Raw genomic sequence first — 14,295 nt, forward strand, 5'->3', positions numbered from 1 at the left:
CGTGCCCAGCGCTGTGACCATCCGGCCCGCGGGGCCGGGCGACGTGGAAGCCATCGGCGCGATCTACACCCACTACGTGGAAACGGGCGTGGCGACGTTCGAAATGGATCCACCGAAACCGGACGACCTGGCGCGCCGCATGGCGGCGGTGACCGGCGCCGGCCTGCCCTACGTTGCCGCCGTCGCGGACGGTGAGGTGCTCGGTTTCGCCTACTGCGCACCATGGAAGACCCGCCGTGCCTACCGCTTCACGGTCGAGGACTCCGTCTACGTCGCGCCCGCCGCGGCGGGTCGAGGTGTCGGCGGAGCCATGCTGGACAGGCTCCTCGACGACTGCGCGGCAGCCGGGATCCGGCAGGTGATCGCCGTCATCGTGGACGCTGATGCGCATGCGTCGCTGACCCTCCACCGCCGGCGCGGCTTCACCGAGGCCGGACGGTTGTCGGCGGTCGGGTTCAAACACGGCAGATGGCTGGACACCATCCTGCTTCAGCGGACGCTGTCTGAGCCCGCGTGACCCTTGCTCGCGGGGGACGGGAACCGCGGATTCACCCGCACCCCGCTCAGCCATTCCGTCAGCGCATCGGCACGGTCTGAAAGTGCTTTGCGTACTTGGCTTCCCACGTCTTCGAGCAGCACCAGCTGTACCCGCCCGTCCGCGTCTTGGCGCCACGCACCGACAATGCGCCCGTCCACCCACACTGTGGGGCCGCCGTTGCCGTTGCGGTCGAACACGCTGTCACGGTGCGGCCCGAGATACCAGGCGCGTTCCGCCCATCCCATCGTCGTGACGTCCAGTGCGGGCAACAGCGCACACCAGGGGGCCGCGGTGGCGACAGGTTCGTCGTCTCCTGGCAGGACGTATCCAGGCACACCGTCCAGGTCGACCTCGACGGCGTCGAGGTCGGCCAGGGCCTGCCGGGCCCAGCCGAGGGTGGTGCCGAACCACCACTTGACGTCGGTGACGGTGGCAGGTCCGAAGGCGTACAACCATCGGCGGACGAGTGCGGCCCGCGCCCGCTCGGGCAGCATCGGTTCGGTCGGGGCCAGCCACTGCCGGGCCTGAACCCACCGGGGCCGCGAGGTGGTCCAGCCGCCGTCGTTGGGGCCGCGCACGATGTCGCCCCGCGCGGAGAGCACGGTCAGCACCCGCGGTGCCAGGTGGCCTTCCCCGCCGTACGCCTTGCCCGGGGCGGGGTTGTGAGTTCCGGTCAGCTCGGGAAGTGCTTCCCGTAGCTGCCGCGCCGTGCACGGTCCGGCCTCGTGCAGATACCGAATCACCGCCGCACAGGCGGTCTCGAGCCATTGCCGGCCGTCGTCTGCCACGCCCGCCTTCTCGACGTCGAGAGCCAGTCGGCGGGCTTCGTTGCCGGCGACGCGCACGCCGGCTGCCGATTGCACGGCCGGCAGGTCGTCCGGACGGATCACCCACAGCGTCCGGCGCATCGCGAGGTGCTTGATCAGCGAGCGCTGTTCGTAGAGTGCGGCGTTCAGATGGGCGACGCGGTATCCGGGCACCCTGCTCCACAGCGACAGGTGAGGAGTGGCCGGGTCGGTGGCGTGCAGCCCGACCAGCCGGCCGGTAACCGCCTCGGCCGTCGCCGGCGCGTCCGGTTGGGGGACCAGCAGATGACGGACGGCGAGCCGGGCGCGCCGCTCGTCGAGTGTGATAGACCGCATCGAGGTCGAACGGTACCGCCAGGGGCCGACACCTTGATGAGAGCGCGGCTACTTCTCGTCCGGCTCCGGCGCCATCGATTCCCGGATCTGGGCGAGCCGCTCGGCGGCCGCGCGCTGGCGCGCGTCGTACTGATCCTCGACGGCGCGTCCCTCCGGCGTCTCCGAGGCGAGTTCGGCAGAGCCGATCGAGGTCGCATACCGCGTCTCGATCTTTTCGCGAACGGAATCGAAGGTCGGCACCCCGTCCGAGGTGTAACCCGTTTCGGGTTCGCCGCTGGGAATGTCCGGCATGGTCCCCACGCTACCCGCGGACTGTCCCGGGCAGGTCCACTTGCGGCGCCGACGGGGTTCCGATCCTGCCCGCGAGCCAGGGCAGCGCGGCGGTGAACGCCGTCGAGGCGAACGGCCAGTCGTGATTACCCGGCTGACTCACCACCGCACAGCCGATCCCCGCCGAGTGACCGAGCGCGCACAGCGAATTTGCGGCCACCGCCTGGGCATTGGGTTTCGGATCCCCGGCCACGCCGACGGCGTCGTTGACGTCGAACCAGCCGGTCACGCCGCGGTAGGGGCCGTGCCGGGTGATCACCGCCGCCGGATCGAACTCCGCGTACGCGGCCGCGTTGCCCCCGAAGAGTCGGTCGATCGTCTCGGCCTGGGTGCCGGCGTTGGGTGCGGCGTCACCGGCGATGTCGACGAACGTGCCGAACACGTCGGGGTGCATGACGGCCAGATCGACTGCGCAGGTGCCGCCCATCGACCATCCGACGACACCCCAGTTCGCGCCGACACCGAACCTGGACTTGACGTACGGCACGACATCGCCGACGAGGTGGTCGGCGGCGTTGCCGCGGGTGCCGTTGACGCATTCGGTGTCGTTGTTGAAGGTCCCGCCCGGATCGACGAACACGACCACCGGTGCGTAACCGCCGTGCGCGGCGGCGAAGTCGTCGAGCGTCTTGACCGCGCCGCCGGCGCGCATCCAGTCGGCCGGGGTGTTGAACTCGCCGCCGATCATCATCACTGCCGGCAGCGCCGGGGCAGGATCAGTGGCAAACCATGCGGGAGGCAGGTAGACGAACTCCTGCCGATGCTTGAAACCCGATGCGCTGCCTGGGATGTCGACGGCGACCACACTGCCCTTGATCGGGACATGGTGCCGGCTCGCCATCGCCGCGACCGTGACCTGGTCGGTCTGGTCGGGCAACGGTTCCGCGGTGAGCTGGTTCCATGCGGTCTGCACGGTGGGGAGGTAGCCCACCCACAGGTTCAACACCAACGCCGTGGAGAGCACGCATAGCGGCAGGGCCAGCGCGGCCACGCCCCGGCGCCACCACCCCGCCCCGCGCCAGCCCGCCACCAACACACCGAAAGCGAAGCCGGACAACGCGATCCATACCCAGAAGGTGCGCGGTGCCGGATTGGTGTCGTCGGCGACCCCGGCCGACCTGATATAGCAGTACACCGCGAACGCGAGCACCGCCCCGATCAGCGCCGACCACGGCACCCACACCATGCGCCACCGCCGGGTCCGCCACCCGACCGCGGTGATCACGGCGACGAGCGTCAGGGTCTGCACCGCCACCGGCAACCAACCGTGCATCAACGTCACGACATCCAGATTGACCGGCGTGGCTGTAGACGAGCTGTGATCCTCCTGCCAACGCGGTTCGGTACGACGGCCGGGCTACCGCGGCTTGGCCAGCGGGAACGGCAGCGTCTCGCGGATGCTGCGCCCGGTGATGAGCATGACGACGCGGTCCACACCCATGCCGAGGCCCCCTGTCGGCGGCATCGCGTACTCCATCGCCTGAAGGAAATCCTCGTCGAGTTCCATCGCCTCCGGGTCCCCGCCCGCGGCGAGCAGCGACTGCTCCTGCAACCGCCGGCGTTGCTCCACCGGATCGGTCAGCTCGCTGTAGGCGGTGCCCAACTCGACGCCGTAGGCCACCAGATCCCAGCGCTCGGCCACCCCCGGGATGCTTCGGTGTGGACGGGTCAGCGGCGAGACCGACGTCGGGAAATCCTTGTAGAACGTCGGATCCCGGGTCTGGTCCTCGACCAGGTGCTCATACATCTCCAGGACCACCGCACCGGCGTCCCAGTGCGTCAGGTACGGGATCCCCGCCCGGTCACACAGCCGCCGCAGCGTCGCCAGGTCGGTATCGGGGCCGATCTGTTCACCGAGCGCCTCCGACACCGCGCCGTGCACCGTCTTGACCGCCCACTGCCCGGAGATATCCACGGGTTCGAGCACACCGTCCTCGCGGGGCCGCATGAACACGTGCGCGCCGTTGGCCGCCTGCGCGGCGTTCTGGATCAGCTCCCGGCAACCGTCGATCCACACCTGGTAGTCGGCGTGCGCCTGATAGGCCTCCAGCAACGTGAACTCGGGATTGTGGCTGAAGTCGACACCCTCGTTGCGGAACGCCCGGCCGAGCTCGAACACCCGCTCGACACCGCCGACGCACAACCGCTTCAGGTAAAGCTCCGGTGCGATCCGCAGATATAGGTCGAGGTCGTAGGCGTTGATATGGGTCAGGAACGGCCGTGCATTCGCGCCGCCGTGTATCTGCTGCAGGATCGGCGTCTCGACCTCCAGAAACCCTCTCGACACCAAGGTTTCCCGGATCGCGTGCAACACCCCGCTGCGCGCCCGGATCAGATCCCGGGCTTCGGTGTTGACGGCGAGGTCGACGTAACGGGCACGCACCCGCGCCTCTTGATCGGTGAGCCCCTTCCACTTGTCGGGCAGTGGACGCAGGCACTTGCCGGTCAGCCGCCAGGCCGTCGCCAGCAGCGACCAGGTGCCTGACCGGCTGTGGCCCATCGTCCCGGTGACCTCGATCAGGTCGCCGAGGTCGATGGTGCGGGTGAAGTCGGCGGTGGTGCCGTCTGTGAGCTGTGAATTGTCCAGTACCAGCTGGATTTCGCCGGACCAGTCACGCAGCTGGGCGAACAGCACACCGCCATAGTCACGCAGCCGCAGCACCCGGCCCGCCACGGTGACTTCGGCGCTGCTCGCGGCCGCCAAGGCGTCGGTGACGGTGTGGCTCGGCGGGTTGCCCACGGGGTAGGCGTCCACGCCCTGGGCCTGCAGGGCCTTGAGTTTGGCCATCCGGACCCGCACCTGCTCGGGCAACCTGGGCTGCTCCTCGTCGGCCGGAGCGGCCTGCAGGCCGATCCCGTCGGGTGCCGTGCCGTCGCTGTGCAACAGGCCGGTGGCCATCAGCGGGTCCGGCGCGGCGATGTGGTGGCCGGTGTGCGGTTGGTCGTGGCGCCGCGAAAAGGGAAGCACCAGAAAGCCTTCGGCGATCACCGACGCCACCCCGACGCGGGGCACCAGCCGGGCGTCCTCGTAGCATGCGTACCGCGGCACCCACTCGGGCTGGTACTTCATATTGGACCGGTACAGCGTCTCCAGCTGCCACCAGCGCGAGAAGAACACCAGCAGCCAGCGCCACAGTCGCGCCACCGGACCGGCGCCCAACTGTGCGCCCTGCTCGAACGCGGAGCGGAACATCGCGAAATTCAACGAGATCCGGGTGACGCCGATGTCCTCGGACTGCATGCACAGTTCGCTGACCATCAGCTCGATGGTGCCGTTGGGGGAGTGCGGGGAACGGCGCATCAGGTCCAGCGACACCCCGTTGCCGCCCCACGGGACCAAGGACAGCATCGCGACGACCTGACCGCCCTGGACCGCCTCGACGAGCAGGCAGTCCCCGTCAGCCGGATCACCGAGCCGTCCCAGCGCCATGGAGAAGCCCCGTTCGTCCTCGGTGTCCCGCCAGGCGTCGGCGCGTTCGATCGCCGCGTTCATCTCGTCAGCGGACAACTCCCGGTGCCTGCGGATCCGGACGGTGGCCCCGGAACGCCGTGCGCGGGTGACGGCCTGGCGGACCGCCCGCATGTCGGGGCCCGACAGCCGGAAGTTCTCCGGATGCAGGATCGCCTCGTCCCCGAGTTGGAGTGCGCTGAGCCCGGCATCCCGGAACGCCTGCGCCGCCGCCGAGCTCGCCCCCATCACGCCGGGGGCCCAGCCGTAGGTCTGGCAGAGCTTCAGCCACGCCGCGATGGCCTGCGGCCAGGCCTTCGGATCACCCACCGGGTCCCCACTGGCCAGGCACACACCGACCTCGACCCGGTAGGTGATCGCGGCGCGTCCACTCGGGGCGAAGACGACCGCCTTGTCGCGCCTGGTGGCGAAATAACCCAGCGAGTCGTTCTTGCCGTACAGCTCCAGCAGGCCGCGGATCGCCGACTCGTCCTCGCCGGTGAGCGCGTTCTCGGCGCGCTGCGACTGGAACAGCACGATGGCCGTCACCATCAGGGCCACCGCTCCGAAGAGACCGAGCAGCGCGTTGACGAACACGTGCGGATGCCCGCTGAACGAATCGGCGTCGGCGCCGGCGAACGCGGTGACGCGGTTCAGCGCGTACCAGAACCGGTCCGGGCGGGCCAGAGATCCCGGGAACAGCTCAAGCAACCCCCAGCCGACGAGCGTGCCGACGGCCATGCCGGCAACCAGCGTGGCGGCCGCCTTGAGCAGTGCGCCGCGACGGACCCTCGCCCAGAACTCCTTGCGGGCCAGCAGCAGGAACGCGATCGCGGCCAGATGGAAGCCCAGGCCGATGATCTCGCCGACTTCCTGGAACCAGCGCTCACCTCCGTCGGCGAGACCGGCAATGTTCCAGCCGGCCGCCGCGACCATGTAGCCGACGAGGATCCACCACGCGATGCGTTTGCGCGCGGCCAGCGCGGCGGCCAACAGAGCCAGCACGAACGCCCAGGCGAAACTGGTGTCGGGAAAGTTGAAGATGTAGTCGTTGACCCACTCGCGCGGCACCCGGATCAGCGACCGGACCAACGGTGAGATGCTGGCCACCAGCGACAACGTCGCGATCACACCCACGATCCAGCCGGCCGCTGCGGGCACCCAGCGGTGACTGGACGTCGGATGTGCCCGGACGAGGCTGGTTGGGGTCATAGGGCGCGAGGATATTCGCTCGGCCTGTGACTTGCGGGGATGTCCGGCGGTGCTACCAGACCGGGCCGGTGTATTTCTCGCCCGGACCGCGTCCCGGCTCGTCGGGTGCGGCGCTGGCCTCGCGGAACGCCAGCTGCAGCGTCTTCAACCCGTCGCGGACCGGGCCGGCGTGCGGGCCGAGGTACTCCGCCGAAGCGGTGACCAGCCCGGCAAGCGCGGTGATCAGGCGGCGAGCCTCGTCGAGGTCGAGGTACGGGCTCTGTTCCGGGTCGGCGTCCGACAGCCCGAGCTTCTCGGCGGCGGCACTCATCAGCATCACGGCCGCGCGGGTGATCACCTCGACCGCGGGTATGGTCGCCAGTTCGCGCACCTCGGCCGATCCGGCGAGGTCTTCGACGCCGTCGGATTCGGGGATGTCAGAGCTATCGGTCATGCCTGCTAGACTGGCATGCGCGACCGTCCCGGCTGACGCCAGGGACAGCAAGTGGAGTCCCAACTCCCACCGCCGGCCACGGGCTATCCGAAGGCTACGCGGTCCGGTCACAGGCATCGACGATGTCTGTCCTGGTCGGCTTTGGGCCCTGCTTCGAGCAGGGCTTGTCTGTTTCTCGGGAACAGCGCGCCGGCGGTGATGGGGTTCCGCGAGGACAGCAGGAACTATCCAGGGAGGCCCCATCAGCACTGAGACCCGCGTCAACGAGCGCATCCGCGTACCTGAAGTCCGCCTGATCGGACCGGGCGGTGAACAGGTAGGCATCGTGCGCATCGAAGATGCACTCCGCGTCGCCGCGGATGCCGATCTCGACCTTGTCGAAGTAGCCCCGGACGCCAAGCCGCCGGTGTGCAAGATCATGGACTACGGCAAGTTCAAGTACGAGACGGCCCAGAAGGCGCGCGAGTCTCGCAAGAACCAGCAGCAGACCGTCGTCAAGGAACAGAAGCTGCGTCCCAAGATCGACCCGCATGACTACGAGACCAAGAAGGGTCACGTCATCCGCTTCCTGGAAGCCGGGTCCAAGGTCAAGGTGACGATCATGTTCCGCGGACGCGAGCAGTCGCGGCCCGAACTGGGTTTCCGGCTCCTGCAACGCTTGGGCGCCGATGTCGCCGATTACGGCTTCATCGAGACGTCCGCCAAGCAGGACGGCCGCAACATGACGATGGTGCTGGCGCCGCACCGCGGTGCGAAGACTCGCGCCAAGGCGGCGCAGGATGCCGACACCCCGTCGGCGCGGCGCGGCGACGCGCAGTCCGGCGAAGCACCCACCGACACACCGAAGAACTGAGGAAACATGCCCAAGGCGAAGACCCACAGCGGCGCTTCGAAGCGGTTCCGTCGCACCGGAACCGGCAAGATCGTCCGTCAGAAGGCCAACCGCAGGCACCTTCTTGAGCACAAGCCGTCCAAGCGCACGCGTCGGCTCGACGGCCGCACCACGGTGTCGCCCAGCGACGCCAAACGCATCGCGAAGATGCTCAACGGCTAGAGCCGCAGCCGACTGAAGCCTGAATCTGACCCCACCGAGATAGGAAGACCCCCATGGCACGCGTGAAGCGCGCACTCAACGCGCAGAAGAAGCGGCGCACCGTACTGAAGGCCTCGAAGGGCTACCGCGGACAGCGGTCCCGGCTGTACCGCAAGGCCAAGGAACAGCAGCTGCACTCGCTGACCTACGCCTACCGTGACCGTCGCGCCCGCAAGGGCGAGTTCCGCAAGTTGTGGATCTCGCGCATCAACGCCGCCGCCCGCGCCAACGACATCACCTACAACCGGCTGATCCAGGGCCTCAAGGCCGCTGGTGTCGAGGTCGACCGGAAGAACCTCGCCGAGATCGCCGTCAGCGATCCGGCCGCCTTCACCGCGCTGGTCGAGGTCGCCAAGGCCGCGCTGCCAGAGGATGTCAACGCTCCGTCGGGCGAGGCTGCCTGACCCTCACCGAGCGTTCTGCCCGGGTGGTGGCGGCAGTCAAACTGCACCGCCACACCGGGCGCCGCCGCGCCGCACGTTTCCTCGCCGAAGGTCCCAACCTCGTCGAGGCAGCGATGCGGCGCGGTCTCGTTCACGAGGTTTTCGCCACCGAGACCGCCGCGGAGCGATTCACCGCGCTGCTGGGAAGCGCGCCGGTGCACCTGGTGTCGGACAAGGCCGCAAAAGCCTTGTCCGACACCGTCACTCCGGTCGGCCTGGTCGCGGTCTGTTCGATGCCGGAAACCAGCCTCGACGATGTGCTGGCCGCCGACCCCACACTGGTCGCGGTGCCGGTCGGCATCTCTGAGCCGGGCAACGCGGGCACACTGATCCGCGTCGCTGACGCGATGGGCGCCGACGCGGTGGTGCTCGCCGGCGACAGCGTCGACCCCTACAACGGCAAGTGCCTGCGCGCCTCGGCGGGCAGCATCTTCTCGGTCCCGGTGATCAGCGCGCCGGACGCGGCAGGTGCCGTCGCCCGGCTCAGGGATTCCGGCCTTCAGGTCCTGGCGACGGTGCTCGACGGCCAGGTCAGCCTCGACAAGGTGGATTTGTCGGTCCCCACGGCGTGGCTGTTCGGTCCGGAAGCCCACGGGCTGCCCGCCGAAGTCGTCGAACTCGCCACCGCCGGAATCCGCATCCCGATGCCCGGTCACGCCGAGAGCCTCAACGTAGCCTCCGCGGCAGCGATCTGCTTGTACCAGAGCGCACGAGCCCGCGACCATCTCTGAACCTTCCTACGTCCGGGGTGGTCCGTACGCCGCCGCCTGGCCGTTGCCGGAACCGCACGAGGCCTTCTTACACAGATCCGGCACGGCGTTGCCGCCTGGCGGACAGGTCGGCTTGGTGTCACCGCTGAACGCGTCCTGATCATGATCGTTCCTCGGATTCACGAGGTATCCGGCAGGGATCTAGTCCCTGGATCCAGGCCGAAAATGGACCCGTTGGTCCATTGTTGAAAAGTTTGCTGATTCGTAGCCTCGGAGACTAAGGGGAAACTTCCTACACGGGGGCGGGTGGGGACCATGAAGCGCTTGGTCACATTCATCGGGATCATCGGGGTGGCGTTTGCGCCGGCCGTCGCGAACGGCGCGACGGCACTGCTGGTCGGGGGCAAGGGAGGTTATGCCGAACTGACCGACGAGCAGATGTCGACCGCGTTCGGCGGCTTCTTCGGCGAGTACACCCGCGTCAGCGTGCCGTTCCCGGGCACCGACGACTTCGTGTACTCGGTGGAAATGGGAACGCAGAGCCTCTACACGGCGGTGGTCGACACGCTGAGGGACAAGCCCGACGAGCTCATCACCATCGGTGGCGTGTCGGAGGGTGCTCCCGCCGTCGACCGGGTCGTGCGCATGTTGATGGCTCTCGAGCCCGACCAACGCCCAGATCCCACGCGCTTCAACGTGATGATCTACGGTGCGCCGAATCCCCTGATGATGACCGTCGGCGGCATCCCGTATCAGCCGCTGCCGGAGACCCCTTACCACGTCATGGTCGTGATGGCCGAATACGACGGCGTCTCGGACTGGCCGGACAATCCGTTCAATCTGCTGGCCGTGCTCAACGCCGTGATGGGCGGCGTCGACCTGCACGTCAAGGCGGCCTGGACCGACATCTTCACTGTGCCGACGAAGTACTACATCGACGCCAACGACGCCGGCGGCAGCCTCACCACGGTGCTGATCCAGACCCCGCTGCTCCCGCTGCTGCGGCCGATGCTCGACTGGGGCTTCGACCCGCGGTTCGTCGACTTCATGGACGACCTGCTGAGGCCGATCATCGACTCTGCCTACAACCGGCCCAAGTGGACGGTCGGTATTCCACCGAACCTGGATGACCTGCAGCTGTCCACGAGCGGCCGAGGAGCTGACCGGGTCCACGGTTACTCCGCAGCTGACGATGTCGCAGCCCGGTCCTGAAGAGAGCGGGGCGTCCCAGCGATCCCTCGGTCCCGCGCCGGCGGGCGAGACCACCGGGCAGACCGGACCCGTCGCACAGACCGGTGACGTGAACAACGACAGCCAGAAGCTGATCGAACGGTCGGCCGGAAGCGTCCCCACCGTCGTCTTCGAACCCGAAGTCCAGCCCGGGACCCAGGCGCACACCCCGGAGCAGAATCCGTCGCAGGACGGCACGAAACCCACCGAGGACAACGAGTTGCCGGGCGGAGAAATCGAAGCGGAGCCGGGCGACGACAGCGGGGGCAACGACGGTGACAACGACGCCGGGGCGAACGACGTCGGCGGCAACGACACCGGGAATGACGGCGGCGACAACAGCGGCAATGGCGGCGGCAGCGGTGACGACGGCAACAACAGCGGGAACGACGGCGGCAACGGTGACAACAACACCGGCAACGACGGCGGCGCCGACGGTTAGCCGCTGAGCAGCCCCCGGGCCACGTGGGTGATCTGGACTTCGTTGCTTCCCGCGTAGATCATCAGGGACTTGGCGTCCCGGGCGAGCTGCTCGACGCGGTACTCGGTCATGTAGCCGTTGCCACCGAACAACTGCACGGCCTCCATCGCGACGTCAGTGGCGGCCTGCGAGCAGTACCACTTGATCGCCGACGCCTCCGCCAGGGAGGTCGGGGTGCCGGCCTGTGCAGACTCGATGACGCGGAACAGCATGTTGCGCACGTTCATTCGCGCGACTTCCATGTTGGCCAGCTTGAGCTGGATGAGCTGGAACTGACTGATCTCCTGGCCCCACAACTTGCGGCTCTTGGCGTAGTCCACGCTCAGCCGCAGACACTCCTCGATCACGCCGAGCGCCATGGCCGCCACACCGATGCGCTCGGTCGAGAAGCTGGAGCGGGCGCTGTCCCTGGAATCTTGGGCGTCGCCGCCGCCGGACTCGGTCTCACCGAGCAGCCGGTCGCGTCCCAGGCGCACGTTGTGGAAGAACAGTTCACCGGTGCGTGACGAGTGAATGCCCATCTTGCGGAACGGCTTGGACTGCTCGAAGCCGTCCATGCCCTTGTCCAGGACGAAGGTCAGGACCTTGCGGTCGCGTTTGTCGGCGCCGTCACCCTCGTCCAACTTGGCGTAGACCACCACCACGTCGGCGTCCGGACCGTTGGTGATGAACGTCTTCTGCCCGTTCAGGATGTAGTCGTCGCCGTCTCGCACCACGTAGGACTTCATGCCGCCGAACGCGTCCGAGCCGGAATCGGGCTCGGTGATCGCCCACGCGCCGATCTTCTCGTAGGTCACCAGGCCGGGAAGCCAGCGTTCCTGCTGAGCCAGCGTGCCGCGGCTCTGAATCGTCGGCACGGTCAGGCCCAAGCTCACGCCCATGCCGGTCACCAGACCCATCGACACCCGGCACAGCTCGCTGATGAGCACGAACCCCATGCCGGGCGAGCCGCCGCCGAACATGCCGCCACCGGATTTCGCCGGTCGCTCGTCGCCGTCACGCAAGCGGTTGAGGCGTTTCTCCAGCGACTCCTTGGCCATCGCGTCGATCCCGAAGGTCGAGAACAGCTTTCGGATGATGGGGTAGGGCTCCAGCCCACCGCTCTCGAGCTCGTCGAGGTGCGGCCGGATCTCCTTGTCCACGAACTCCCGTACAGCGTCGCGCACAGCGATGTCGACGTCAGACCATTCGAGCATGCGTTCAGGCTGCCTTACCCGATCCGCGACGGTTGACAGCCGGTCGGCGTGCCCCGGCCAGAGAGCCCGCCAGAAAAAACGTGGTATGAACCAGCGCGCCGACGCGAGTCAACAAAGATTTCTGCGGCGGAAGGTAGTGCATCGGCATGTGGCGCCGGTCCCGCGGCGGGGCCATGAACCCTGGGGCCTCCACCAGCGGAGCGTCGGCGGGGATCTTGCCCTCGGCGCGGCGGTAGGCCGCGACCGCACGGGGATGGAGCCGGATCTCGTCGGGCACGGCGAGGAACGCGAGCTCGACCAGCTTGCCGAACAGGCGAAGCACGATCTCGTCGCCCGGTGTCCACCGCATGCCGGCCCGCTCGCGCACGGCGGGGTCGAAAACGCCTGCGGCAACCCAGCGTTGGGCGCCGAGCATCGGTTTGAAGATCTGATCCCAGAGGGGGGTGGGCATCATCACGAACCACGGCTTGGGGATCCGCATCGAAAAGATGTCCAGTGTGGCCTGGTTGATCTCCAGCTCCTCGCGGCATTTGCGGTCCCAGTACTCGCAGAATGCCTCCCAGGACTCGGGGACCGGCTGCATGCTCATCCCGTACATCCGGTACCACTGCACGTGCTCCTCGAACAGCTGCTCCTTCTCGGCTTCGGTCAGGCCGCCGCAGAAGTACTCGGCGGTCTTGATGATCAGCATGAAGAATGTCGCGTGTGCCCAGTAGAACGTCTCGGGGTGCAGTGCGTGGTACCGACGGCCCTCGGCGTCGACGCCCTTGATGGTGTTGTGGAAGCCGCGGATCTGGGCTCCCGTCTGCGCGGCACGGTCACCGTCGTAGACCACGCCCATGATCGGATACACCGAGCGCGCCACCCGCTGAAGGGGTTCGCGCAGCAGGATTGAATGGTCCTCGACACCGGCGCCGAGTTGCGGATACATGTTCTGGATGGCACCGATCCAGACGCCGAGTATGCCGGTACGGACGTCACCGAAGTACTTCCACGTCAGCGAATCCGGGCCCAGCGGGTGGGTCGCCGAGGTCGTCGAGGAGCGCTCTGAGAGACACCCGTCGGGGGACCCCGCGGAAGACTCGAAGGGAGCCGCGGGGGAATCTGCCATCGCCGTTGATCGCACCTGTTCCACGATAGGCGCTGACAACGACCGTTGTCTATGAATCGGAAGGGGCCCGGGGCCGCTGGATTAGGCTTGCGCCGTGGACGCGGTCGGCTGGTTGAAGGGCGTGAATCACCACGACGGCCTCATCGCGTTTCTTCGTCGCACCCGGCGGGCGTTGCCGGGGGATCCCGACTTCGGGGATCCGCTCTCGGCCAGCGGTGTCGGCGGCCCCCGGGCCGCCGCCCGGGCCGCCGACCGCATCCTGGGACGCGATGCGGCGACCCGCGAGGTGAGCCTGGGGGCATTGCAGGTCTGGCAGGCACTGACCGAGCGTGTCTCGGGTCGCCCGGCCAACGCCGAGGTGACGCTGGTGTTCACCGATCTGGTGGGCTTCTCGGCGTGGTCGCTGCGGGCCGGCGACGACGCCACCCTGCGCCTGCTGCGGCGGGTGTCTCAGGTGGTCGAACCGCCGCTGCTGGAATCCGGCGGGCACATCGTCAAGCGCATGGGCGACGGCCTGATGGCGGTGTTCGCCGACCCCACCACCGCGGTGCGGGCCGCCATCGCCGCCCGACAGGCGGTCAAAGCGCTTGACCTCGACGGGTATACGCCGCGGATGCGGGTCGGGATCCACACCGGCCGTCCGCAGCGCATCGGCTCGGACTGGCTCGGCATCGACGTGAACCTGGCGGCCCGGGTAATGGAACGCGCCACCCGCGGCGAGCTGGTGGTCTCCGAAGCGACCCTGGAACGCATCCCCGACGAGGAATTCCAGACGCTGGGCGTCTCGGCCCGGAAGCTGCGCCGACACGTCTTCGCCGCGCGGCAGGACGGCGTGCCGGCCGACTTCGCCATGTACCGCCTCAGAACTCTGCGGCAGGCACCTGGCGGCGAGGACGACGAGGCCGCCGCCGGAGAGTGATCGCGCGCG

15 protein-coding genes are annotated in these 14,295 nt (G+C 68.2%); 8 read left to right on the top strand and 7 right to left on the bottom strand.

Features of this window, described 5'->3' with window-relative positions:
- Position 1 precedes the first annotated feature (1 nt).
- Positions 2-517 carry a GNAT family N-acetyltransferase gene (locus ACTWP6_RS01330; protein WP_260752371.1) on the top strand — a complete coding sequence of 172 codons (516 nt, stop codon included), beginning with the start codon at positions 2-4 and terminating at the stop codon, positions 515-517.
- Here the strand turns inward: ACTWP6_RS01330 and ACTWP6_RS01335 are convergent.
- The 5 genes from ACTWP6_RS01335 to ACTWP6_RS01355 form a co-directional block, all read right to left on the bottom strand.
- Positions 490-1,680, bottom strand: coding sequence for a winged helix DNA-binding domain-containing protein (locus ACTWP6_RS01335; RefSeq protein ID WP_443186628.1), 1,191 nt, complete (start codon positions 1,678-1,680; stop codon positions 490-492). The genes ACTWP6_RS01330 and ACTWP6_RS01335 overlap by 28 nt on opposite strands.
- A 48-nt stretch (positions 1,681-1,728) precedes the next feature.
- Positions 1,729-1,971: a PspA/IM30 family protein gene (locus tag ACTWP6_RS01340; protein WP_260752379.1), complete on the bottom strand. Its 243-nt coding sequence runs from the start codon at positions 1,969-1,971 to the stop codon at positions 1,729-1,731.
- 10 nt (positions 1,972-1,981) lie between these two features.
- Positions 1,982-3,283 carry an alpha/beta hydrolase gene (locus ACTWP6_RS01345; RefSeq protein WP_443186658.1) on the bottom strand — a complete coding sequence of 434 codons (1,302 nt, stop codon included), beginning with the start codon at positions 3,281-3,283 and terminating at the stop codon, positions 1,982-1,984.
- 84 nt (positions 3,284-3,367) lie between these two features.
- Positions 3,368-6,670 (bottom strand): bifunctional lysylphosphatidylglycerol synthetase/lysine--tRNA ligase LysX, encoded by a 3,303-nt coding sequence (gene lysX, locus ACTWP6_RS01350; protein ID WP_443186629.1) that lies wholly within the window; start codon positions 6,668-6,670, stop codon positions 3,368-3,370.
- Positions 6,671-6,722: 52 nt separating this feature from the next.
- Positions 6,723-7,103, bottom strand: a complete 381-nt coding sequence (locus ACTWP6_RS01355; RefSeq protein ID WP_260752384.1) for a DUF1844 domain-containing protein — start codon at positions 7,101-7,103, stop codon at positions 6,723-6,725.
- Positions 7,104-7,344: 241 nt separating this feature from the next.
- Here ACTWP6_RS01355 and infC point away from each other — a divergent pair, with 241 nt between their 5' ends.
- From infC to ACTWP6_RS01385, 6 genes are all read left to right on the top strand, one after another.
- Entirely contained in the window at positions 7,345-7,956 is a 612-nt protein-coding gene (infC, locus tag ACTWP6_RS01360) for a translation initiation factor IF-3 (RefSeq protein ID WP_260758105.1), read from the top strand.
- Positions 7,957-7,962: 6 nt separating this feature from the next.
- Complete coding sequence (rpmI, locus tag ACTWP6_RS01365) at positions 7,963-8,157, top strand: 50S ribosomal protein L35 (protein ID WP_260752385.1); 195 nt, start codon at positions 7,963-7,965, stop codon at positions 8,155-8,157.
- Positions 8,158-8,210: 53 nt separating this feature from the next.
- On the top strand, positions 8,211-8,600 hold the full coding sequence (rplT, locus tag ACTWP6_RS01370) for a 50S ribosomal protein L20 (RefSeq protein ID WP_011780528.1): 390 nt from the start codon (positions 8,211-8,213) through the stop codon (positions 8,598-8,600).
- Between the two features lie 23 nt (positions 8,601-8,623).
- Positions 8,624-9,370, top strand: a complete 747-nt coding sequence (locus ACTWP6_RS01375) for a TrmH family RNA methyltransferase (RefSeq protein ID WP_443186630.1) — start codon at positions 8,624-8,626, stop codon at positions 9,368-9,370.
- Between the two features lie 294 nt (positions 9,371-9,664).
- Positions 9,665-10,561, top strand: coding sequence for a PE-PPE domain-containing protein (locus ACTWP6_RS01380; protein WP_443186631.1), 897 nt, complete (start codon positions 9,665-9,667; stop codon positions 10,559-10,561).
- Complete coding sequence (locus tag ACTWP6_RS01385; RefSeq protein ID WP_443186632.1) at positions 10,542-11,021, top strand: hypothetical protein; 480 nt, start codon at positions 10,542-10,544, stop codon at positions 11,019-11,021. The genes ACTWP6_RS01380 and ACTWP6_RS01385 overlap by 20 nt, the downstream gene beginning before the upstream one ends.
- On the opposite strand, the gene ACTWP6_RS01390 is transcribed toward ACTWP6_RS01385, so the two are convergent.
- Positions 11,018-12,256, bottom strand: coding sequence for an acyl-CoA dehydrogenase family protein (locus tag ACTWP6_RS01390; protein WP_443186633.1), 1,239 nt, complete (start codon positions 12,254-12,256; stop codon positions 11,018-11,020). The two genes, ACTWP6_RS01385 and ACTWP6_RS01390, sit on opposite strands and share 4 nt — an antisense overlap.
- A gap of 4 nt (positions 12,257-12,260) precedes the next feature.
- Positions 12,261-13,367 carry an oxygenase MpaB family protein gene (locus tag ACTWP6_RS01395; protein WP_443186634.1) on the bottom strand — a complete coding sequence of 369 codons (1,107 nt, stop codon included), beginning with the start codon at positions 13,365-13,367 and terminating at the stop codon, positions 12,261-12,263.
- Positions 13,368-13,461: 94 nt separating this feature from the next.
- Here ACTWP6_RS01395 and ACTWP6_RS01400 point away from each other — a divergent pair, with 94 nt between their 5' ends.
- Entirely contained in the window at positions 13,462-14,286 is an 825-nt protein-coding gene (locus tag ACTWP6_RS01400) for an adenylate/guanylate cyclase domain-containing protein (protein WP_443186635.1), read from the top strand.
- The last annotated feature ends 9 nt before the right edge of the window (positions 14,287-14,295 follow it).

It is taken from the genome of Mycobacterium sp. 4D054, from assembly GCF_052245755.1.
GTDB lineage: Bacteria > Actinomycetota > Actinomycetes > Mycobacteriales > Mycobacteriaceae > Mycobacterium.